Below are 22,084 nucleotides of genomic sequence, written 5' to 3' on the forward strand. Positions count from 1 at the left end.
GTCCGGCCGGCCCTCTGGACCGGGGCGGGCAGCTGCCCGCCCCGCACCCGACCGGTCACTGGTTGGCGAGGACCTGGTTCACCTGCGCCTCGGCGGTGGCGAGGAGCTTGTCTATGTCGGCGTCCTTGTTGGTGAGGATGCCCGACATGACGTTGTCCAGGATCTTGTAGACCTCCTGCGCCTTCGGCGGCTCGGCCTTGCCCGCGACGGGGTTGTCCATGAAGGTCTTGAAGTTCGCGACCGGCATGGTGGCGTGGGCGAGACGTGCGGCGTCGTCCGTGGTCTTGGACTGGTTCAGCCAGAAGTTGGGCTGCGGGACGCCGACCGGCAGGCCGTCCTGCTTGGTGCGCTCCCAGTCGAACTGGCCCTTGCCCACGGTGAGGTTCTTGAAGTTCAGCCAGGCGACCGCGGCCTTGATCTTGTCGGGCGAGATGCCCTTCTTGATCATGTAGTTGTTTCCGCCGGCCAGCGTGGCCTTCTCACCGGGGATCGGTCCCATGCCGAAGTTCTCGTACTTCGCGCCCAGCTGCTGGGCCATGTACGCGATGTCGTCGGGCGCGGCGAGGAACATGCCGAGCTTGTCGGTGGAGATCTGCTTCTGCAGCTCGCCCCACTTCAGCAGCTGGGTCTTGCCCATGGAGTCGTCCTCCCAGCGCATGGCGTGGAGGTTCTTCGCGACCTGCTTGCCGAGCTCGTTGTTGAACGCCGCCTTCTTGCCGGACGCGTCCACGACGTCACCGCCGACGCTGTACATCTGCGCGGTGAAGTGCCAGCCGCCCTGGTTGCCCGCGCTGTACTCACCGAAGCCGGAGATCCCCTCGCCCAGGCCGGCGATCTTCTTCGCGGCGGCGCGGACCTCGTCCCAGGTGCGCGGCGGGGCGTCGGGGTTCAGGCCCGCGTCCTTGAAGAGCTTGCGGTTGATCAGCAGGCCCATCGTGTAGTTGCTGGTGGGCAGGCCGTACAGCTTGCCGTCCTGCTTGAGGGAGTTGAGGACGTTCGGGTCGATGTCCTTCAGGAGCGGGACGCTCTTGTCGTTGACGTACGCGGTGATGTCGGCGGCGCCGTCGTTGTCGAGCACCTGCGGCAGGTCGGTGAAGTACGTGTAGAAGACGTCCGGCTGCGACTTGGCCTTGAGCATCGCGGTGAACCGCGGCGGCTCCAGACACTGGCCGGGGGTGGAGCGGCCCTCGATGGTGACGTTCGGGTACGTCTTGTTGAACTCGGCGACGTCCTCCTTCCACTCCTTCAGCTCGGGCGCCTTCGCCGCGGGCGGCATGCAGTCGATCGTGAGCGTCACCTTGGTCTTCGGGTCCAGCGGCAGCGTGGGATCCGAGGAACCGTTCTGCTGGGTTCCCTCGCTGTTGTTGTCGTTGCTGCTGCTCGTGCCGCACGCGGCGAGCGCGGTGAGCGACAGGGCGGAGACGAGGGCGATCGCGGCTGCACGGCGGCTGCGGCTGACCCGGGCACTTCTCATGAGTGGACCCCTTCGGGCATGAACGAGGAGTGGTACGTGAACGTGGAGGTCACCCCATCGCCGGCGGCGTTGTGGGGTGCGGCACACTCAACCACCACCAACAAGTGAACGCAAGATCTCGCGCTAGTTTCGCAATTGTGCGACAGGGGCGCGTAATCATATCGTGACCGGCGCGCAGGGTTGCGACGCAGGCAGGTGTCGACGGCACCCTTCGAAAAGGGCAGCACCTGGCCGGCGCAGGGCTCACGGAGGAGTTCCCTGCGCCGGCGGGTGCCTCCGGTGGACGCCGGAGGACCACGGCCTACGGGTTGACGTTGATCTTGAAGGTGGAGGTGGTGTTACGGATGTCGACGGCGTTGCCGTTCATCCTCAGCCCGTTGAAGGTGACCTCTCCGACGGCGGGGCCCTGCCCGGACTCCGGCATCTCGTTGGCCCAGAGGCCGAAGCCGGACTTGGCGTCCCAGGCGTCGCCGCTCTTGCGGGCTCCGGTGATGGAGATGTCGGTGAGGATGGTGTCCTTGATCGGGAACTGCGGCTGTCCGCCGACGTAGTTCGTCTGGAACAGGATGCCGCTGTAGGTGGGGTCGACGATGTCGATGCTGTTCACCCTGATGCCCTGGAAGACCTTGGACGCGGAGAACAGCCACAGGCCGGGGAAGGTCTGGTTGCCCCAGAAGTGACCGCCGGCCCGGACGATCGAGATGTTCTCCAGGGTCGTCGGCTCGGTTCCGAAGCCGTTCATGGCGTAGCCGAAGTCCAGGGAGGAGACGGTGACGCCGGAGTAGACGAGGGTGTCGGCGATGTGGATGTTGCGGAAGGTGTTGTTGTAGCCGCCGTAGACGGCGAGGCCCGCAGCCCGCCAGGTGAGCGTGCTGGTCAGGTTCTCGTACACGTTGTTCTTCATGTCGGCGCCGCCGGCGTCGATCGCCGAGAACAGCGCGAAGCTGTCGTCACCCGTCGCCCGGGCGTCGTTGTTCACGACGTGGTTGTCGGTGGAGCCGTTGGTCATGTTGATGCCGTCGGCGAACATGTTGCGGATCCGGGAGTTCTTGATCGTGATCCGGTCGGTGTTGGCGCCCCAGTAGAGGCACACCATGTGCTCGGTCCAGATCTTGTCGATCTCGATGTCGGTCACGTTGGCGAAGTCGAAGACCTTGCCGGGACCGTCGATGCGCGAGGTGTAGTTGCCGAAGTAGGCGAAGTTGCGGAACGACGAGCCCTTCGCCGCCGCCTCGGCCCGGAAGCCGACGTCGGTGTTGTTCTGCGTGGAGGGCGCGTGGAACCTCGTGTACCAGGGGCCGGCGCCGATGACCTGGACGGGCTTGCCGTAGACCTGGAACTTGCTGGAGGTCTGGTAGTCACCGGGCGGAAGGTAGACGCCGACGAGCCTGCCGGTGGAGTCCATACGGACCTTGTCGAGCGCGTTCTGCACGTCCTGCTGGCCGAAGCCGGTCGCGACGACGTACGCGGCGGGGTCCGGGTTGGCGACCGGGGCGACCTGCTCCAGGTTGACGAAGTCGATCGCGTAGTTCGCCGCGCTGTTGGCGGCGTCCTTCTGGAGGCGGATCCTGCTGCCGGCCGGGACGGTCTCGCCGAGCAGGAGGTGGGCTTCGTCGTAGATGTGACGGGGGCCGCCGGCCGAGGGAGCGTTCTCCGGGTTGGTCTCGGCGCCGTACAGCCAGGCGTACTTCGACGTCAGCGGCATCGCCTTCTTGAACACGCCGTCGACGTACACGTTGATCGTGGAGTCGATGCCGCCACCGCCCGGGGCATCCGGGATGGAGAAGCGGGTGACCAGGGTGTTCGTGGACGCCCTGGTGGTGAACTCGACGTACTCGCCGGTCGCGTCCAGGTTCACCGCCTTGCGGCCGGAGGCCTCGCCCGCGATGTCGCCGACCGTGCGGTTGGGCCCGGCGACGGTTGCGCCGCCGCCGGCGGTGCCGTCCTCCGCCTCGTACATGTCGTACGGCATGTTCGCGCCTCGCCCGACGAACAGCGCCTGGGAGGACGTGTTGTTCGCGCGCTTGACCGGAAGTTCGTCGGCGTCGTCGGCGAGCACCGTGCGCACCGTGTACGAACCGTTGGCAGCGGTCCACGGGCCGAGGGTCACCACGGTCGAGGCACCGGCGGCGAGGCTGCCGTTGTAGGAGCCCGTCAGGGTCTTGACCGTGGCGCCCTGCTTGTCGATCAGGTTCAGGGTGACGCCGTGGCTGCCCGCCGAGGTGGGCTGGTTGCCCTGGTTCCTCACTGTCGCCTTGAAGGAGACGGTGTCACCGGCGGACGGGCTGGACGGGGTGGTCGTGACCGAGGTGGTGACCACGTCGGCGCTGGTGACCGGCTTGACCACCAGAGCGGTGGGACGGGTGTGGGTGTTGTTGGTCTCGTTCTGCTCGATGACCGCGTTCGCCTCGTCGGCGACCGCGCTCAGCTCGTACGAGCCCGCCTCCCGCGCGCCGATGGAGGCGCTGACCGTCGTCTGGGCGCCGGCGGCCAGGGCCCCGACCTGGGCGGTGGCGACCTTCGTGCCGCCCAGGCGCAGCGCGACGGCGCTGGCAGGCGCGGCGGCCGGGCCGCTGTTGCGGACGGTTGCGCTGACCGTGATCGTGTCCGACTCGACCGGGGCGGCCGGCGTCGTGGTGAGTCCGGTCACCTCGAGGTCCGGGTTGGGCGCGGCCACGCCCATGACCTGGAACTCCGCGAGCTGGCCCGCCGAGGACCCCGAGTTGGCCGTGAACCTCAGCTGCACGTCGGCGACGCGCGCGGTGACCGGTACGGTCACGGTGTTGCCGCTCGACGGGTCGAAGGAGTAGCTCTTCGCGGCGACCAGGCTCGTGAAGCCGGTGGCGTTCTGCTCGCGTCCGAGGACCTCGACGGTCTGGTTGCGGGCGCCCCAGGCGGTGGCCGGGTCGAGCTTCAGGACGAGCCGGTCGAGGTCGGCGTTGGAGCCCAGCTTCACGGTGAGGGTCTGCGGGTAGCTGCCGCCCGCGCCCTCCCAGTAGGTGCTGGTGTTGTTGTCGTTGGCGTTGGTCGCGACGAAGTTGTGGACCGAGGAAGAGGCGCTGATCGCCTTGCCGACGGCCAGGTTGGAACCCGCCCCGCCGGTGCCGTTGCGGGTGACGGTGTTGCTGTTGGCGGACTGGTTGCCGGCCGCGTCCCTGGCTCGTACGTGGTACGTGACCGTCTGGTTCGCCGGGCGGTTGTCCGTGTACGTCGTGACGTTGCCCGCCACGCTCGTCAGCAGCGTGTTGTCGGCATAGATGTCGTAGCCGGTGACACCCGTGTTGTCCGACGAGGCACCCCACGTCAGCTTCACCTGACCGGACGCCGGCTCGGTGAACGCCAGGCTCGCCGGGGTCGTCGGCGCCTGCGTGTCACCGGTGTCGCCCCGGCGGGTGACGGTGTTGCTGTTGGCGGACTGGTTGCCGGCCGCGTCCCTGGCTCGTACGTGGTACGTGACCGTCTGGTTCGCCGGGCGGTTGTCCGTGTACGTCGTGACGTTGCCCGCCACGCTCGTCAGCAGCGTGTTGTCGGCATAGATGTCGTAGCCGGTGACACCCGTGTTGTCCGACGAGGCACCCCACGTCAGCTTCACCTGACCGGACGCCGGCTCGGTGAACGCCAGGCTCGCCGGAACCGTCGGCGCCTGCGTGTCACCGGTGGCCGGACCGTAGACCTCCAGCTCGGATATCTGAGCGGCGGGCTGGGTGGTGTTCGCGGTGACCAGGACACGGATGTAGCGCGCGGTCGTCTCACCGAACGGGATCGTCACGGAGTTCTGGCCGGAAGGGGCGAACTCGTACGCCTTGGAGGTGGTGAGGTCGGTGAAGTCCGTGCCGTTCGCGCTGCTCTGGATCTTCAGCGTCTGGCTGCGGGCGCCCCAGCCGTCGGGCAGACGCAGCACGACGCGGTCGACACGGACGGATGTGCCGAGGTCGGCCCGCAGCCACTGGGGCAGTTCGTTGTTGCGGCTCTCCCAGTAGGTGGCCTTGTTGCCGTCGTTGGCGTTGCCCGCCGCGTACACCTCGGTGTGGCTGCTCGCGGTCAGGGTCTTGCCCGCAGCGAGGTTGGCGGAGGTGCCGTCGGCGGCGTGGACCTGCAACTCGGAGAGCTGCGCGGCCTGCCAGCCGGTGTTGGCGGTGATCTCGACGCGGACGAAGCGCGCCTGGGTGGCCGGAAAGCTCACCGTGACGGTGTTGCCCGCCCCCGGGCTGAAGGTGTACGTGGCGGAACTCTTCAGCGTGGTGAAGCCGGTGCCATCGGCGCTGCCCTGGACGGAGAGGGTCTGGTTGCGGCTCTCCCAGCCCGCCGGGAGCTTCAGGACGACCTCGTCCAAGCGGGTGCTCGTACCGAGGTCGGCCTGGACCCACTGGGGAAGGTCCGAGCCGGCGCTCTGCCAGTACGTGCCCTGGTTTCCGTCGGTGACGTTCGCGGCGCCGTACTCGGCCACGGCGCTGCCGGCCGCCGCGGGATCACCCAGTGCGATGTTGGGGCCTCCAGCCGCCTGGGCGGTCACGAGAGGACCGCCCAGCGCCAGCAGGCTCGTCGCGATCACGGCGCACATGCTCCGTGATCTCCAGTTGTCCAGTTTCATCTGTCCTCGATCTCGGCCCCGCATGCGCTAGCTGCGTGGCGCGGCTCGTCGGAATCCCGTACAGCTCGCCTTTGTCGTCTATTTACTGCGAGCGGTGGAAGAGTTGCAGAGATTGGCCAACTCGTCTACGCCCGAAGGTAGTTGGATTCCAGAAGGCAGAACCGGCCGATCGAGGGCATGCCGAAGACCCCGCTCGCCGCAGGCGGCGGGGTGCGCTCGGCCTTGCGGGTCCGGCCACCGCCGTGGCCGGACCCCTGTTCACGGCGCTCTCGGCGCCGGTGACGGTGTTACGGGTTGTTGATGACGAACTGCGATCCGGGCTCGACCAGGATGTTGCCCTCGGCCGAGTTGGTGATCGTCACGCCCGACAGGGTGGCACTGCCGCGGGCGCCGCCCATGGCGAGGATGCCGGAGCCGTTGTTCGACTTGTCGATCCGGACGTTGGTGATCTTCACGTCCGGCATCTCGCCGCCACCGGTCTTGAACTGGATGCCGTCGTACGTCGAGTCGACGATGTCGGTGTCCTTGATGGTGACGCCCGGGATCGGCTGGCCCTGGGCGAACAGGGTGATGGCGCCGAACTCCTGGTCCTCGTTCCAGAACGCGCCGCCCGTGCGGTACAGGGCGTTGTTGGAGATGAGGGTCTGCCCGGAGAAGGGCAGCGGGTCGTGGTCGGTCGCCAGCATGATGCCGGGGTAGTTCATGGTGTCGGCGATGATGTTGTTCTCGATGGTGTTGCCGAATCCGCCGTAGATCGCGATGCCGTTGGCCCGCCACGGCAGCTGGATCGTGTTGTTGCGGAAGTGGTTGTTGGATCCGATGTCCACCGACTGGTCCTTGACGTACTTGCTGGCCCAGACGGCCAGCGCGTCGTCACCGTTGTTGCGGAAGGACGAGTTGTAGACGGTGGAGTTACGGGTGCCGTTGGCGAAGTTGATGCCGTCGGCGTAGGTGTTGCGGACCCGCATGCCACTGAACTCGACGCCGTCACCCGGTCCCCACAGCTCGGGAATGTTGGTGTAGTCGCGGCCGGCCCAGACGCCGACGTTGGCGTGCTCGATCCAGACGTTGCTGATCTTGGTGTTCTTGCCGAAGCGTCCGTTGAGGCCGACGCCGCCCTCTTCCTGGGCGTTGTTGCCACGGATCGTGCCCGAGCCGAAGATGGCGATGTCGGAGATCTGCGTGTTGTGGTCGATGTCGAAGCCGAAGTTGCCCTCGTGCGGGTGGTTGATGCCGCCCGCCTGGTGCGGCGGCGTCAGGGTGTAGAGCTGGGAGTGCCACATGCCCGCGCCGCGGATGGTCACGTCACGGATGCCGACGGTGTTGTAGATCCCGCGGTTCAGCGGGTCGTCGGTCAGGATCTTCTGCTCCTGGCGCCACTGGCCCGCCGGGATCCACACGCAGGAGATCTCGCCCTTCTGGTCCGCTGTCACAGCACGCTGGATCGCATCGGTGTCGTCGATTCCGTCGTTGGGCACCGCACCGTAGTTCGTGATCGACACACAACCGGCCGGCTGGGCCGCCGGGGGCGCGACCTGCTCCAGGTCGATCATGTCGATGATGTAGAAGGAGGCGCTGTCGCCCGCGTCCCGCTGGAGCCGGAACTTGGTTCCGGCGGGGTAGGACTGGGTCAGCAGCGCGTTGGACTCGTCGAACAGACGGCGGGCGTCGGTTCCCGGGGTGTTGCTGAGCCCCTCCGGGTCGTCGCTGGTGCCGTAGAGCCAGCTGTGCTTGGAGGAGAGGGTCAGCTTCCGTACGAACTGTCCGTCCGCGTACAGGCTCAGCGTCGCTTCCCGTCCGCCACCGGCGGCGGCGTCGGGGATCGAGTTGCGTACGACGATGGAGTTCGCGGCGTTGGTGGAGGTGAACTCCACGAACTCACCGGTGGAGTTCAGCCGGACCGACTTGCGCCCCGAGGACTCGGTGGCGAAGTTGGTGTGACCGAAGGTCCGCTTGGCGTCGGCGGTGAGCAGGGTGCCCTGGTAGCGGGCGTCCTCCGCCTCGTACTCCGTGTACGGAACGGCCGCGCCGCGACCCACGACGAGCGAACGGCTGAAGACGTTGTTGTTCTCGTTCGTCTCGGCCACGGTCGCGGTGGCGTCGGCCGTCGCGGTGAGGGTGACCCCGCCGCTCGCGGCGGTCCAGGTGCCGGAGAGCGGCACGGTGACCGTCCCACCGGCGGCGACCGCGGGGGTGGTTCCGTTCAGCGTGGTGGTGCCCGCCGCGAGGCGGGTGACGGTCCCGGCGGCGACGGCGGTCGTGCCCCGGTTCTGGACCGTGGCGGTGAAGGAGACCTGCGCGCCCACCGCCGGGGAGGACGGGTTCGGAGTGATCGCGGTGACCGTGAGGTCGGGGCCGGGGGCCTGTCCGACGACCAGCTTGGAGGAGCCGGTACGGCTGTTGTTGGTGTCGTCCTGCTCGACGACGGTGTTCGCCGGGTCGACGACGGCGGACACGGTGTAGCTGCCCATCGCCTTCCTGCCGACGGGGATCTTGACGGTCGTGGAGGCGCCGGCGGCGAGCGCTCCGACCTGCGCGGTGCCCGCCGCGGCGCCTTCGAGGCTCACGTTGACCGACGTCGCCGGCGAGGCGGCGGTGCCGGCGTTGCGGACGGTCGCGCTGACCTCGACGGGGTCCGTCTCCGAGGGGGAGGAGGGGGTCCACACGAGGTCGGTGACGGTGAGGTCCGGGTTCGGGGCGGCGGTGCCCACCACCTGGAACTCGGCGACCTGAGCACCGGGGGCACCGTTGTTGCTGAAGAACTTCAGCTGCACGTCGGCATACCGGCCGGTGACCGGGATGGTGATGGTGTTGCCGCCCGAGGACGGGCTGAACCGGTAGTCGGCGCGGGCCTTGAGGGACGTGAACCCCGTGGCCGACTGCTCACGCCCGAGCACCTCGACGGCCTGTGTCCGCGGACCCCACGCCTGGTCCGGGTTGAGGCGGATCCTGACCGCCTCGACCTGGGCGTTGGCGCCGAGCTTCGTCGTCAGGGTGGCGGGGAAACCGGCCGACTCCCAGTAGGTGGCGACGTTGTCGTCGTTGGCGTTGGCGGCCACGTACGACTGGACGACCGAGGAGGCCTCGATCGGCTTGTTGCGTGCCAGGTTCGTCCCGGTGGGCTCCGGCTCGACCGGACCGCCCCCGTCCTCCTCGCCGAAGATCTCCAGCTCGGACAACTGGGCCGCGTTCCAGCCCGTGTTCGCCGCGACCTGGACCCGGATGAAGCGGGCCGTGGTCGCGGTGACGGGGATGCTGACGGTGTTGGCGTTCGCCGGGTCGAAGGTGCGCGCACCCGATCCCGAGAGTGTGGCGAACGAGGCTCCGTCCGTGCTGCCCAGCACGCTCAGTGTCTGGACACGGGAGCCCCAGGAAGCGGGAAGCTTCAGCGCGACCCGGTCGACTTCGGTGCTCGCGCCCAGGTCGACCTGCACCCACTGCGGCAGCGCCCCGTTGGGGCCCTCCCAGTAGGACGCCTGGCTTCCGTCCGTCACATTTCCGGCGACGTAGCTGCCGTTCGTGCCGCCGGCCGTCGCGGACCTGCCCAGGGCGAGATTGGGGCCCTCGGCCGCAAAGGCGGGGGCGGGAAGCATCCCCACACCTATCACGCCCGCCATCACCGAGCCGACGATCACTCGCCGCCCGTGGTTTCTCAATCGCATGAAGAGTCCTCTTGATTCCTCACCCGAGGGCCGACCGGACTCGCCCTGCCGACGGCACGCACAGCGCCGGGGGAAGGAGGACGGGCTGGGGGGGCGGATACATCGGGTGAACGTCGACAGAGACCTCGCACGACACTTTCCATACCCAAAGAGGGAACATCCGCGCGTCAGCGAGTTTTTTTGAGCTGTTCAGTCGATCTTTTGCGATGACCAGGTGACAGGTTTCCGTCAGGTCACCACTTTGTCAACGGGGCCGACACAACTGCCTGTTGGAGGCGCGCGCGTCACGTGAGCGTCTGGGGCGGCCCGCCGCCGCGAGCGCGTCAGGGGCCGCGGTCAGGACGGAGTCGCGTCACGTCCTTCGGCAGGGTGCTCGGGGCTGCGGCCGGCGTTCGCCCGAGCACACGAAAGGGCCAGACCGTCAGGTCTGGCCCTCAGCATCGGCCGCGCGGTGTCGCACGCCCCCGCAGAACAGAAGACAACTGCGGGCGGGCGCGGGTCAGCTGGTGGACGGTGGCGCGGTCGAGCCCCGCACCACGAGCTCTGAATCGAAGAGCAGCTCGCCGGGGTGCGGCTGCGCCCCCTGGATCTGGGCACACAGAAGATCGACGGCGGCCCGCCCCATCGCCTCGATCGGTTGCCGCACCGTCGACAAGGGCGGGTCGATGCAGTTCATGAAGGCCGAGTCGTCGAACCCCAGCACGGACACATCGGCGGGGACGGCCAGCCTGCGTCGGCGCGCTGCTCGAATGGCGCCCAGGGCCAGCGGGTCACTCGCGCAAATGACTCCGGTCACCCCGCGGTCCCACAGCCGCCCCGCGGCCGCCTGGCCGCCCTCGAGCGAGAACATCGAGCGCTCCACGAACTCCTCGGTCAGCACCGTGCCCGCCACGGCCGCCGCCGTTCGCGCCGCGGCCAGCTTCCGGCGCGAGGGGATGTGGTCCTCGGGACCGAGGACCAGCCCGATGCGCTCGTGCCCGAGAGAGGAGAGGTGCCGCCAGGCCTGCTCCACCGCGACGACGTCATCACAGGAGACACACGGGAAATCGAGTTCCTCGATGGGAGCGTTGACCAGGACGACGGGGATCTTGCGCTCCGCCAGCTGCCGGTAGTGCTCGTGCGGCGCGTCGGCCTGCGCGAAGAGACCTCCGGCGAAGATCACGCCGGACACCTGCTGCTGCAGGAGCAGCTCGACGTAGTCGGCCTCCGAAACGCCGCCCTTGGTCTGCGTGCAGAGCACCGGCGTGAGTCCCTGCTGCGCCAGCGCGCCCCCGATGACCTCGGCGAAGGCCGGAAAGATGGGGTTCTGCAGCTCCGGCAGGACCAGACCCACCAGCCTGGCCCGCTCCCCCCGCAGCTGCGTGGGCCGCTCGTAGCCGAGGACGTCCAGCGCGCTGAGCACGGACTGGCGGGTGGTCTCCGACACCCCCGGCTTACCGTTGAGAACTCGGCTGACCGTGGCCTCGCTGACCCCCACCTTTTTCGCCACCAAAGCAAGTCGTCGCGTCACGAACGCAACCCTAGCGCAAGGATAGGCAGGAAGTTGCACGCTTCTTGTCGTCCTTACAGCACGGTGATGCGCCGCAATGCCGGGATATCCGCCCCCGTCGAGCCACGACGCGGACAGAGCGGGAACGGCTCAGGATCCCCCTCGGCCCGAGGTGGTCTCCGGCTCCCAGGGCGGCAGGGGCCGGGGACCACCTCTCCTGTGCCGTGGATCAGCGGGAACTCAGTCGGTCAGGGGAGGGTCCACTTCTGGCTCTGCCCGGTATGACAGGTCCACAGATGCACCCGGGTGCCGTCGCTCCCGGCGCCGCCCTCCACGTCCATGCACTTGCCGGACCGAGGGTTGCGCAGCGTGCCGGCGCCCTGCGGCTCCCACGTCTGGGCTCCTGAGCCGTTGCAGGTCCACAGCTGGATCTTCGTGCCGTCAGCGCCGCCTCCCCCGGAGACGTCGAGGCACTTGCCGAGCGCGCGTACGGTTCCGTCCCCGGGCAGCGCCCACCGCTGGGCGGCGGTGCCGTTGCAGGTCCACAGCTGGATCTGGGTTCCGTCCGCGGTCTGGGAGTTGTCGACGTCGAGACACTTGCCGGCGATGCCCTTGACCTCCCCGGTCCGGTCGGGAGATCCGCCGGGCAGCTGGTTCAGCGTGTACCAGGCTTCCGTACTCCACAGGGGGTCACCGCCCTGCGAGCTGAACGGCCGGGGCGAGCGCACGTGCACCACCCGGTCCGCCTTGAGGCCGGGCACCTTCAGGGTCACGGTCCTGCCGTCACCGGACAGCGTGGCCGACTGCGCGGTGAGCGTCTCCTCGTCGACCTTCGGGCCGCCGTACTCCGCGGTCGGGACGTAACGCCACTGCTTGATCTTGTACTTCGCGGCAAGACCGTTCGCCGTGTCCGCCGACAGCGGCTGGGTGTACTCCAGCTCGAAGCCGCCCGTGACGGCGCGCATGGCGCGGATGTCGAAGGCATGACTGCTGGTGGGTGTCAGCTTCTGCAGGCCGTAGGAGAGCTTGCCCTCCTGGCCCCAGTTGCCGCCCGCTCCCAGTCCGCCGGCGTACAGCGCGCCGTCCGGGCCGACACTGATCCGGGTCACGCCGGCCTCCAGGCCCTGGGTCAGACGGAAGACGGCACCCTGGTACTCGCCCCCCACCTTCTCCAGGTAGCCGCGCTGGATCCCGCCGTAGGTCACGTCACCGAAGAGCATCTGACCCGCGAAGGGGCCCTCCTCCAGCAGCAGCGGGGTGCTCGGGGAGTTGGCGATCTCGTTCTGCGGCAGCCACAGCACCGGCTTGGTCACCGGCTGCGCGTCGAAGGGCCCGTCCGGGTTGGTGTAGTGGTTGAAGAACCTGTTCTGCTTGATGTGGACGAGCTTGGGCGAGGGCAGCCAGCCGCCCTGGTTGTCGGTGACGAAGAGATCGCCCCCGGGGCCCCAGCCGATGCCGTTGGGGGTGCGCAGGCCGCCGACGATGGAGGAGACCGCCCCGGTCGCCTTGTTCACCTTGATGGTGGTGCCGCGGTTCGCCGCCGGCTGCGGGTCGGTCGTCGCGCCGCCGTAGTTGATGGCCACCGACAGGTTGAGGTAGAAGAAGCCGTCCTGGTGCAGCAGACCGAAGGCGAACTCGTGGAAGTTTCCGCCGAAGGGCCAGGTCGCCACTGTCCGGTACTGGTCGATGACCTCGTTTCCGTCGGTGTCGTTCAGCTCCGTCAGCTCGTGCTTCTGGGAGACGTAGAGCTTGCCGTCGACATGCTTGATGCCCATCGACTCCTTGAGACCTTGCGCGATCTTCTTCGCCGTCACCTTGTTCGGGCCGGTGTCGCCGGTGACGTTGTCGAGGAGGTAGACCTCGCCCGCGGTGTTCTGGCTGCCGCCCCAGGTGGCCACGGCCAGGCGCCCGTCCGGGAGCCAGTCCATCGCCGAGACCTGTGGCTCGAAGCCGGCCGGGCGCAGGTCGGTGAGGGTGTAGTCCGGGTGGACGCCGGTCAGCGGCAGCCCGTCATCTGGAGAGTCGGCACCGCCCTCGCACTGCTTGGCGCCCGGCGCTGTCACCCGTACGACGCCCGCGTCCGTGCTCAGCGCGGAGTTCGGGACGAGGCTGAAGTCGGAGGCGCCCGGCGGCTTCCAGGCGAGCGTGAGCTGCTGGCCGCCGTCGCGTTCGAAGTGCTCGATCCGCAGCGAGTGGAGGCCGGCCGACAGTGCCAGCGTGCCGTCCTTCGGCTCTGCCCCGTGCAATCCGTCGTGTTCGATGACGAGTTGGTCGTCGATCCACAGTCGGGAGCCGTCGTCTACTTGCTCCGGTTGCCGGTCCAGTGCCGCCCGCAGGGCGACCATCGGCCCCGGGCGGCGGCGGCTTCTAGGATCTGCGGCATGGCGACACGACTCGTGCAGATCAATATGAAGGCCCACGACGACTCCGCGCTCGGCCGGTTCTGGGCGGAGGCACTCGGTTGGGGTGTCGACAGCGAGGGGCCCGGCGTCACCAACCTCGAACCCGTGGGTTTCGCCTACCCCGACCCCGTGGCCGTCTGCATCGACATCGTCGCCCGCCCGGAAGCCAAAACGGTGAAGAACCGGGTGCACCTCGATCTGGCCACCACCTCGACCGCCCATCAGGCGGCGTTGGTCGCGCGCTTGAAGGATCTCGGCGCGACGCTCGCCGACGTGGGTCAGGGCGACGTCCCCTGGACGGTCATGGCCGACCCGGAGGGCAACGAGTTCTGCGTCCTGGAGCCCCGCCCGATCTACCAGGACACCGGGCCGATCGCCGCGGTGGTGGTCGACTGCACCGACCCACGAGAGATGGCCCGGTTCTGGGGCCGGGCGATGGACTGGACGCTGCACGAGGTCACCGACGACCACGCGACCATGCGATCCGCCCAAGGCGTCGGCCCCTACCTGGAGTTCCTCCGCACCCCCGACGCCAAGAGTGTGTGGAACCGCGTCCACCTCGACGTCTGCCCCTACCCCGGTGACGACCTGGAAGCAGAAGAGGCCCGACTGCGCGCCCTGGGCGCCACCGACCCCGGTATCGACCGGTCCGCGATCTCCTGGACGGTTCTGGCCGACCCGGAAGGCAACGAGTTCTGCCTCCTCACTCCTCGCTGACCTTGACCGGCTCCGGCCGGTCTCGGGTCGGCGGCGAAGTCCGCGTGGGGGACCCTTTTCGGGCCCGGGCCGTCACCCGGGCCGTCCATGGCATCGAGCCCCAGGCGCACCAGGGTGCTCGGAGCCGTGAAGAATGTGTGTGTCACACCCAACTCCGCGTACAGACAATGGTGTTGGCGCACACTTGGATCTCATGACATACCGTCAGGATCCTCAGGACCCCGGGTCGCCACGGCCGGAACGAGACGCGTTCACGGACGAGCTGTACGAGTGGGCGAACGAGCGGGGCGCGCTGTACCACGCGGCCCGGGACATGGTCGTCGTCCACGGCGCCGTGAACGAGCACCACCACGAGCACTACCACTCCGGCGGCGAGCAGACGTCGAGGACCACGACACCCTCGGAGAACGACGACTGCCCCTACCCCGGCCTCCGCGCGTTCGACACGGACGAGGCCGAGTGGTTCTTCGGCCGGGAGTCCCTGGTCCACCAGGTCATGGACAGGCTGGAACTGTGCGTGGCGGATCACCTTCCGCTGGCTGTCGTCTCGCCGTCCGGCGCGGGCAAGTCCTCGCTGCTCCGTGCCGGGGTGCTGCCGGGCCTCGCGCAGGGCCGGCTGCCGGGATCGCGGCACTGGCCGCGGCTGCTGCTGACCCCCACGGCCGAGCCGCTCTCGGCGCTCGCCTCGGCGCTGGGCAGGCTCACGGGAGCGGAACCCGCGCTGGTCACCGAGGCGATGGAGGCGGGGCCCGGCCGCCTCGGCGCCTTCGTGCGGGAGCGCATGGCACTGCCGCCGGAGGGCCGGGTCGTGCTCGTCGTCGACCAGCTGGAGGAGGTCTTCACCCTCTGCCGGGACGAGTCCGCCCGCCGCCGGTTCATCGACGTGCTCGCCGGCCTCACCGGCTCGGCTCCGCCGAACCGTGGCGAGCCGCCCGTGGCCCTCACCGTCTACGGCGTACGCGCGGACTTCTACGGGGCGTGCAGCGCCTTCCCGCATCTGCGCGACGCCCTGCTGGAGCGTCAGGTCATCGTCGGCCCCATGAGCGACGACGAGGTCCGACGGGCGGTGACCAGGCCCGCCGAGCGCGGCAGGCTGGCCCTCGGGCCCGGCTTCGTGGACATCGTCCTGCGCGACCTGCGCGGTACGACCCCGCGGGACGAGGGCGCGTACGAGGCGGGCAGGCTGCCTCTCCTCGCGCACGCGCTGCGGGCCACCTGGAGGGAGCGCAGGGGTGACACCCTCACGGTGGACAGCTACCGCGACACCGGCGGCATCGACGGCGCGGTGGCGGCCACCGCCGAGGAGGAGTACGGCAGGCTGACTCCCTCCGCGCAGCGCGCCGCGCGGCTGATGTTCCTCGGTCTGGTCAGGATCGGCGAGAACGGCGAGGTGACCCGCCGCCGGCGGAGCCGCGCCGACCTGCTGCTCGCCGCCGCCGACCCCGAGGTGGTGCCGGATCTCACGGAGCGCTTCACCCGCGCCCGACTGCTCACCCAGGGCGTGGACTGGCGCGAGGGAACCGTCACCGTCGAGGTCACGCACGAGGCGCTGTTGAGGGCGTGGCCGCGGCTGAGCCGCGACTGGATCGGGGCGGGGCAGAGCGGTGTGCCGGTGCGGCAGGAGGTCGAGGAGGCCGCCGTGGCCTGGGAGCGCGGCGACCGCAAGGACGCGTCCGCGCTGCTCCGGGGAGCACGGCTGGAGTTGGCCCGCACCTGGTCCTCGGTGGCCGGACCCGAGGATCTCACTCCCCTGGTCCGTGACTACCTCGCCGCCTCCGCGCGCCAGGAACGCCGGAGCCGCCTGTTCCGGCGCGGCGCGGTGGCCGCCGTCACCGTACTGGCGGTGCTGGCGTCGGGGCTGGCCGCGTACGCCTTCGACCAGGGCCGTGACGCCGTGCGGGCGCGTGACGACGCCATCTTCGACCGGGTCAGCGCCGAGGCGGACCGCCAACGCGAGACCAACGGCGCGCTGGCCGCGCAACTCGACCTCGTCGCCCACCGGATGCGGCCGACGGACCGACTGCGGACGCGGCTGACGACGGCCGCGAACTCGATCCTTCCCACGGCGCTCCCGGGCGATTTCGGGTCGGCCCCGCCGGTCGCCTTCCACCCGACGGGCCGGCTGGCCACCGGCGGTGGGTCCCTGCGGTTCTGGGACACCAAGGACACCTCCCGGCCCGCTCGCCTGGCGTCCGAACCCGGAGTGGACGAGAAGGCCCCCGTGTCCGCGGTCGCGTACAGCCCACGTGGCGACCTGGTGGCCCGCGGCGGCGGGGACGGCCGGGTACAGCTCCTGGACGTCTCCGACGCCAGGCGCCCGGTGGCACTCGCCACCCCTTTGCCGGCGGTGAAGGGCCTGGTGACGAGCGTGCAGTTCAGCCCGGACGGCCGGACGCTGGCCGTCGCCGGGTCCTTCACCGCGGGCGACGAGACGAGCGGGACGGTGTCGCTGCTGGACGTCGGCGAGCCCAGGCGTCCGCGTCGCGTGAGCACGGTGGTGTCCGTCGAGCGTCAGGGCATCACCTCCGTCGCGTTCAGCCGGGACGGGCGCACGCTCGCGGTGACCGGCGGCACCGGCCCCGGCGACGAGCGCAGACTGCTCGTGCGCCTGTGGAACGTGTCCGACCCGAGCCGTCCGAAGGCCCTGGGCGGAGATCTGGGCGGCCATTCGGGCGTCGTCCACCGCGCGGCGTTCAGCCCCGTCGGATCGGTGCTGGTGACCGCCGGCGGTGACAGCAGGGTGGTGGTCCGGGACGTGTCCGACCCGCTGCGGCCGAAGGTGACCAACACCCTCTACCTCAGCACACCGCTCGCCTCGCTCGCGTTCAGTCCGGGTGGCCACATGCTCGCCACGGGAGAGACCTCCGGGGCCATCAACATCTGGAACATCGGCGCCCCGGCCCGGACCAGGGCGATCGTCCCGACCCTGCGCGCCCACACCTCTCTCGTGAGCCACCTCGCCTTCGACCCCACCGGACGCACCCTCGCCAGCGGCGGCGGGGACGGCAGGATCCTGCTGTGGCGGATGCCCACGGGGATGGTCGTCATGGGCGGCGGCGAGACGACGGAGTCGATGGCGCTGAGCGGTGACGGGCGGCTGCTCGCGGTGGGGTCGGGGCCGTACGTGACGCTGTTCGACTTCTCCGACCCGAGGCGCCTGAACCATGTCGGAGGGCTCCCGACACGGTTCCGTGGCACGGTCACCGCGTTGGCCTTCCGGACACGGCCGCCCGGATCGCCGGGTACGGCGGGCGGACTCGTGCTCGCCACGGGCGACCACGGCGGCGATGTCCGGCTGTGGGACGTGTCGACGAGCACCCGCCCGGTGGAGATGGGCACGGCGCTGCCCGGACAGACGAAGCCGGTGTCCGCGCTCGCCTTCGACGCCGGCGGATCCACCCTCGTCGCGGCGGCGCTGAACTTGCAGGGCGGCTACGTCGGGGGCCTGCGCGCCTGGGACCTGGCCGATCCGAGGCGCCCCTCCGCGCTGGGGGACGAGCTGCACACGGAGGGGGTGGCGATCCCGGCCATGGTGGCCGCGCCCCGGCCGGGGCAGGTCTACACGTCGGACGTCTTCGGCCGGCTCCGCACCTGGCGGACGGGCGAGGGAACCGTCCCCGCCATCTCCGGGCGCGTGTCCGGCAACCAGGTGACCCTGACCCTGGCCGCCCATCCCCGTGCCCCGCTGCTCGCGGCGGGCGGAGGGGACAGCCGCGTCAGGCTCTGGGACATGTCCCGGCAGCCCTCCCCCAAGGCCGTCGGCCGGCCGATGGCCTTGGGCGGCAGCGTGTGGAGCGTGGCCTTCGCTCCGGACGGCGCCGTGCTCGCCGGGGGCGACGCCATCGGCCAGATCCGGCGGTGGGACACATCGGATCCCGCCCGCGCCACCCCCTACGGGCTCCCCGTCACCGGCCATGTCGGCGCCGTAAGGGCCCTGCTGTACGGACCGCGCGGCGGGGCGCTGCTGTCCGCGGGGCAGGACGGCACCGTACGTCTGTGGCAGACCGACCCGGCGGCGGCCCGGGCGTCGCTGTGCGCGACGACGGGTTCGGCGATGACCCCGGCCGCGTGGAAGGAGTACGTGTCGCCCGCCCTGCCCTACGACCCGCCTTGCGACACGTGACACCGGGGCGGCCGGGGCCGACCGGGGCGGCCGGGGGTCGGATTCAGACGACGACCACGTCGACCGAGGCCACCGGGTTGCAGCCGTAGCCCTGGGCGTTCCACGGGGCGCGGGCCGGCTGGGTCGCGCCGTGGGAGTCGGTCGCGCGGGCCATCAGCCGGTACCGGCCGGGGCGGCGCGGCGTCCAGGGGTACGACCAGCCCGTCCACGCGTACGGGCCGGTGGGCGGATCGAGCGCGGCGTCGTGCCACTCGCCGTCCGGGGCGCCCTCCCCCGGCCCGGTGCCGTCCTCGTCCACGGCCCGTACCTCGACCCGTCCCACCGACCGGCCGGCGCCCGACCAGGCTCGGCCGCGTACGACGGTCTGCGTGCCGCGGCGCAGGTCCTCGTCCGGCTCGGGCGCGGTGATGAGCGACTTGACGCGGATGGCCGTGACGGGCCCGTCGGGCGTGCTGTCCGAGGCGATGTAGACGTACTCCTCGGCCTGGAAGACGCCGGTGAAGGGCTCGGTGACGGCGCGGGCCCCGGCCAGCCACTTCACGTCGGCGACGGCGTACCGTCCGGGGACCACGAGCCGGACGGGGGCGCCGTGCACGGGTGTGAGCGGTTCGCCGTTCATGTGCGTGGCGAGGAGGGTGTCGGGGTGCAGGGCCTCGGCGAGCGGGAGGGCCCGCTCGAAGGCGGTGCGACGCCCGTGGACGGTGCCGGCGTCGGCTCCGGCGAAGACGAACTCGACCGTCGCCGGGTCGACGCCTGCCCGCTCGGCGACGAGGTGGAAGGGCACGCCCGCGAACCGGGCGCAGCCGACCGCGCCCCGGCCCCAGGGCAGACCCGGTGGGCGGGGGTTCATCAGGGCCCTCCCGTTGCCCGCGCACTCCAGGACGACGTCGAACTCCCGGCGCCCGGGGCGTCCGAGCGCGATGAGCTCCTCGTAGTCGATCGTGAGCGGCGCGGCCACGGCGCCGTCGACGCGCAGCCGCCAGGAGGCGGGCTCCATGGGCGGGACGCCGAAGTGGTCCCGTACGAAGAGGGCGTCGGCGGGCGTCACCGTGGCGGCCAGCGCGGCCATCGGCGTCTGGGCGTTGTACGGCTCGGCGGTCACCGTCTCGGGTGCCCAGACAGTGGCGCCGGGCCCCTGGGGGATGGCCGATGCGGTCATCACGGCACCTCCGTCGGGCGCTCCTGCGGGCGCGGTCCCGTTCTCAGCGTACGTCCGGCGACGCGCCCCCACGAGCGCCGCGCGCCCCCGCGCCAGCCGTCCCGTGGGCCGTCCGGTCGGCCCTCCCGTCCGCCGTCCGATTCGTACAAGACCCGGTCTCCCCCACCGGCCTAGCCTCGCCCCATGAACACACCACGACTGGACGTCATCGGCCTCGTCGTCTCCGACATGGCCGCCTCGCTCGCCTTCTACCGGCGGCTCGGGCTCGACATCCCGGCCGCCGCCGACACCGCGCCGCACGTGGAGGCCGCCCTGCCCGGAGGGATGCGGATCGCGTGGGACACCGAGGAGGTCATCGCCTCCTTCGATCCCGGCTGGACCCGGCCCCGGGGCGGCGACCGGATCGGACTGGCGTTCCTCTGCGACTCGCCCGGGGAGGTGGACCGCACGTACGAGTCGCTCGTCGCCGCCGGGTACCGCGGGCATCTGAAGCCCTGGGACGCCGTGTGGGGGCAGCGCTACGCCGTGGTGCTCGACCCGGACGGCTGCGGGGTCTCCCTCTTCGCCCAGGCCGACGCGTAGGCCGAGAGGGTCGTGCCGGCCAGCGCCCGGGTCTCGCGTGCCAGGTGGGCCTGGTCGGCGCAGCCCGCCCGGAGCGCCGCGTCGGCGTACGGGACCCCCGCCCTGACCAGGGAGAGGGCGCGCTGGAGCCGGAGGATCCTGGCCAGGGTCTTGGGGCCGTAGCCGAACGCGTCCAGCGATCTCCGGTGGAGCCGGCGCGCTCCGAGGCCGACGGCGTCGGCCGTCTCGGCCACGGGCCGTCCGGCGGCGAGGCGCCCGGCGACGGCCCGGATCAGCGGGTCGGGCGCCGGGGCGTCCGCGGCCCGGCGGACGGCGAGCTCCTCCAGGGCGGCGGCCGGATCGGGCGCGGCGGAGACGCGCTCGGCGAGCCGCCGGGCCCGCGCCTCGCCCCACAGCGCGCCCAGCTCCACCCGCCGGTCGCGCAGGGCGCTCGCCGGTACGCCGAGCAGCGCGGGCGCGTCACCGGGTGCGAAGCGGATCCCGGCGTAACGGCTCGGGCCGCCTTCGGGGAGGTACGCGAAGGTGTCGGGCCCGGCGACGAGCAGCCGGCCGTCGCACCACAGCAGGTCCATGCAGCCGTCGGGCAGCACCGGCACCGGCTCCTCGGCCACGGGCGGTGACGTGAGGGCCCAGACGACCGCGCCGTCCAGGCGCGCGGGGCGTTCCGTGTACACCCTTCCCAGCCTAGGAGGGTGTCCTTTCGCGAGCCCGGCAGGATCCGGAAGGAGCGGGTGTCAGTTTTTCTCCCAGCCGGAGTATGGAGCGGGTATCAGTCCTTCTCCCAGCCGGAGTGCAGTCGCGACTTCACGTCGTCCGGCGGAAGGAACCGTGACCAGCGCTCGGGGAACTCCGACGGCATGTCCGGGTCGTCCTCGTCCACTTCGTCCGCCTCCGCGCGCAGCCGGGCGACGAGGTCGGCGGCCTGGGCGACGCGGGCGCGGTCGGATGCCTCGCGGGCGGCCGCCGTGGCGACCGAGGGCCAGACCCGGTCGATGGCCGCGTTCACCGCCGCGCCGACGAGCACGGCGAAGGCCGAGATCCCGATCCAGAGCAGGACGGCGATGGGGGCGGCGAGGGAGCCGTAGATGGTGGGGCCCTCGACCTGGCTGGTGAGGTAGATCCGCAGCAGGAAGCTGCCCAGCACCCACATCCCGAGCGCGACCAGCGCGCCCGGGATGTCCTCGATCCACGGCGACCTGACCGGCACGGACACGTGGTAGAGCGTGGTGAGGAACGCGATGGAGAGCAGGATGACGACCGGCCAGTAGAGGACGGAGACGACCTCCGTGCCCCACGGGATCAGCTCCACCACCCGGTCCGGTCCCACCACGGCGAGCGGCAGCACGACCGCGCCGATGAGCAGCGCCACGATGTAGAGCAGGAAGGCGAGGAGCCGGGTCTTGACGATGCCCCGGTGGCCGTCGAGTCCGTACATCACCGTGATGGTGTCGATGAAGACGTTCACGGCGCGCGAGCCGGACCACAGGGCGATGGCGAAACCGAGCGAGACCAGTTCGGGGCGGGTGCCCTGGGTGACGTCGTCGAGCAGGGGTTTGGCGATGTCCCGGACGCCCCGGTCGGACAGGACCGTTCCGGCGGCGCGGAGGATGTTCTCCTGGATGCTCGCGACGGTGTCGGTGTTGGTCCAGTCGTCGGCGTAGCCGAGGAGGGCGATCAGGCCGAGCAGCAGCGGGGGCAGGGACAGCAGGGTGAAGAAGGCCGCCTCGGCGGCGAGGCCGAGGATGCGGTACTCGATGCACGAGTTGACGGTGTCCTTCAGGAGCAACCAGACCATCTTCCGCTTGGAGACGTTGCGGTAGAGGACTCGCGCCCGGTGGAGTCTGCCCCCGGGCCGCCGCTCGGGTGTTTCGTTTGCTGCCTGCAC

General features: G+C 70.5%; 10 protein-coding genes and 1 pseudogene. 3 read left to right on the top strand and 8 right to left on the bottom strand.

The features are described 5' to 3' along the window. Positions 1-55: 55 nt before the first annotated feature. The 5 genes and pseudogenes from M5362_RS03915 to M5362_RS03935 form a co-directional block, all read right to left on the bottom strand. Complete coding sequence (locus tag M5362_RS03915) at positions 56-1,474, bottom strand: extracellular solute-binding protein (RefSeq protein ID WP_260225873.1); 1,419 nt, start codon at positions 1,472-1,474, stop codon at positions 56-58. 301 nt (positions 1,475-1,775) lie between these two features. After that, positions 1,776-6,035, bottom strand: a complete 4,260-nt coding sequence (locus M5362_RS03920; RefSeq protein ID WP_374214400.1) for a discoidin domain-containing protein — start codon at positions 6,033-6,035, stop codon at positions 1,776-1,778. Positions 6,036-6,352: 317 nt separating this feature from the next. Then, entirely contained in the window at positions 6,353-9,682 is a 3,330-nt protein-coding gene (locus tag M5362_RS03925; protein ID WP_374214412.1) for a CARDB domain-containing protein, read from the bottom strand. A gap of 544 nt (positions 9,683-10,226) precedes the next feature. Continuing rightward, positions 10,227-11,237 carry a LacI family DNA-binding transcriptional regulator gene (locus M5362_RS03930; protein WP_260225876.1) on the bottom strand — a complete coding sequence of 337 codons (1,011 nt, stop codon included), beginning with the start codon at positions 11,235-11,237 and terminating at the stop codon, positions 10,227-10,229. A gap of 227 nt (positions 11,238-11,464) precedes the next feature. After that, positions 11,465-13,516, bottom strand: a pseudogene (locus tag M5362_RS03935) (RICIN domain-containing protein); the annotation flags it as partial. 81 nt (positions 13,517-13,597) lie between these two features. Between M5362_RS03935 and M5362_RS03940 the strand changes: the two are divergent. Next, positions 13,598-14,335, top strand: a complete 738-nt coding sequence (locus M5362_RS03940; protein WP_260225878.1) for a VOC family protein — start codon at positions 13,598-13,600, stop codon at positions 14,333-14,335. Between the two features lie 193 nt (positions 14,336-14,528). After that, the gene (locus M5362_RS03945) at positions 14,529-18,458 is read left to right on the top strand and encodes a hypothetical protein (RefSeq protein ID WP_260225879.1); all 3,930 of its coding nucleotides are present in this window, start codon (positions 14,529-14,531) and stop codon (positions 18,456-18,458) included. 43 nt (positions 18,459-18,501) lie between these two features. Here M5362_RS03945 and M5362_RS03950 read toward each other — a convergent pair whose 3' ends face one another. After that, the gene (locus M5362_RS03950; protein ID WP_260225880.1) at positions 18,502-19,617 is read right to left on the bottom strand and encodes a sulfite oxidase; all 1,116 of its coding nucleotides are present in this window, start codon (positions 19,615-19,617) and stop codon (positions 18,502-18,504) included. A 183-nt stretch (positions 19,618-19,800) separates the two neighbouring features. Here M5362_RS03950 and M5362_RS03955 point away from each other — a divergent pair, with 183 nt between their 5' ends. Continuing rightward, positions 19,801-20,199, top strand: coding sequence for a VOC family protein (locus M5362_RS03955; protein ID WP_260225881.1), 399 nt, complete (start codon positions 19,801-19,803; stop codon positions 20,197-20,199). Here the strand turns inward: M5362_RS03955 and M5362_RS03960 are convergent. Next, a complete protein-coding gene (locus tag M5362_RS03960) occupies positions 20,136-20,882 on the bottom strand; it encodes a helix-turn-helix domain-containing protein (RefSeq protein ID WP_260226160.1) in 747 nt (248 codons plus the stop codon). The genes M5362_RS03955 and M5362_RS03960 overlap by 64 nt on opposite strands. Before the next feature lie 86 nt (positions 20,883-20,968). Continuing rightward, positions 20,969-22,084, bottom strand: a complete 1,116-nt coding sequence (locus M5362_RS03965) for a YihY/virulence factor BrkB family protein (protein ID WP_260225882.1) — start codon at positions 22,082-22,084, stop codon at positions 20,969-20,971.

It is taken from the genome of Streptomyces sp. Je 1-79 (genome assembly GCF_025195125.1).
Classification (GTDB): Bacteria; Actinomycetota; Actinomycetes; order Streptomycetales; family Streptomycetaceae; genus Streptomyces.

Coding starts and splice junctions, on each gene's coding strand:
- M5362_RS03925 (WP_374214412.1), bottom strand. CDS start 9,682: ATGGCGGGCGTGATAGGTGTGGGGATGCTTCCCGCCCCCGCCTTTGCG.
- M5362_RS03940 (WP_260225878.1), top strand. CDS start 13,598: ATGGCGACACGACTCGTGCAGATCAATATGAAGGCCCACGACGACTCC.
- M5362_RS03915 (WP_260225873.1), bottom strand. CDS start 1,474: ATGAGAAGTGCCCGGGTCAGCCGCAGCCGCCGTGCAGCCGCGATCGCC.
- M5362_RS03920 (WP_374214400.1), bottom strand. CDS start 6,035: ATGTGCGCCGTGATCGCGACGAGCCTGCTGGCGCTGGGCGGTCCTCTC.
- M5362_RS03955 (WP_260225881.1), top strand. CDS start 19,801: ATGAACACACCACGACTGGACGTCATCGGCCTCGTCGTCTCCGACATG.
- M5362_RS03950 (WP_260225880.1), bottom strand. CDS start 19,617: ATGACCGCATCGGCCATCCCCCAGGGGCCCGGCGCCACTGTCTGGGCA.
- M5362_RS03945 (WP_260225879.1), top strand. CDS start 14,529: ATGACATACCGTCAGGATCCTCAGGACCCCGGGTCGCCACGGCCGGAA.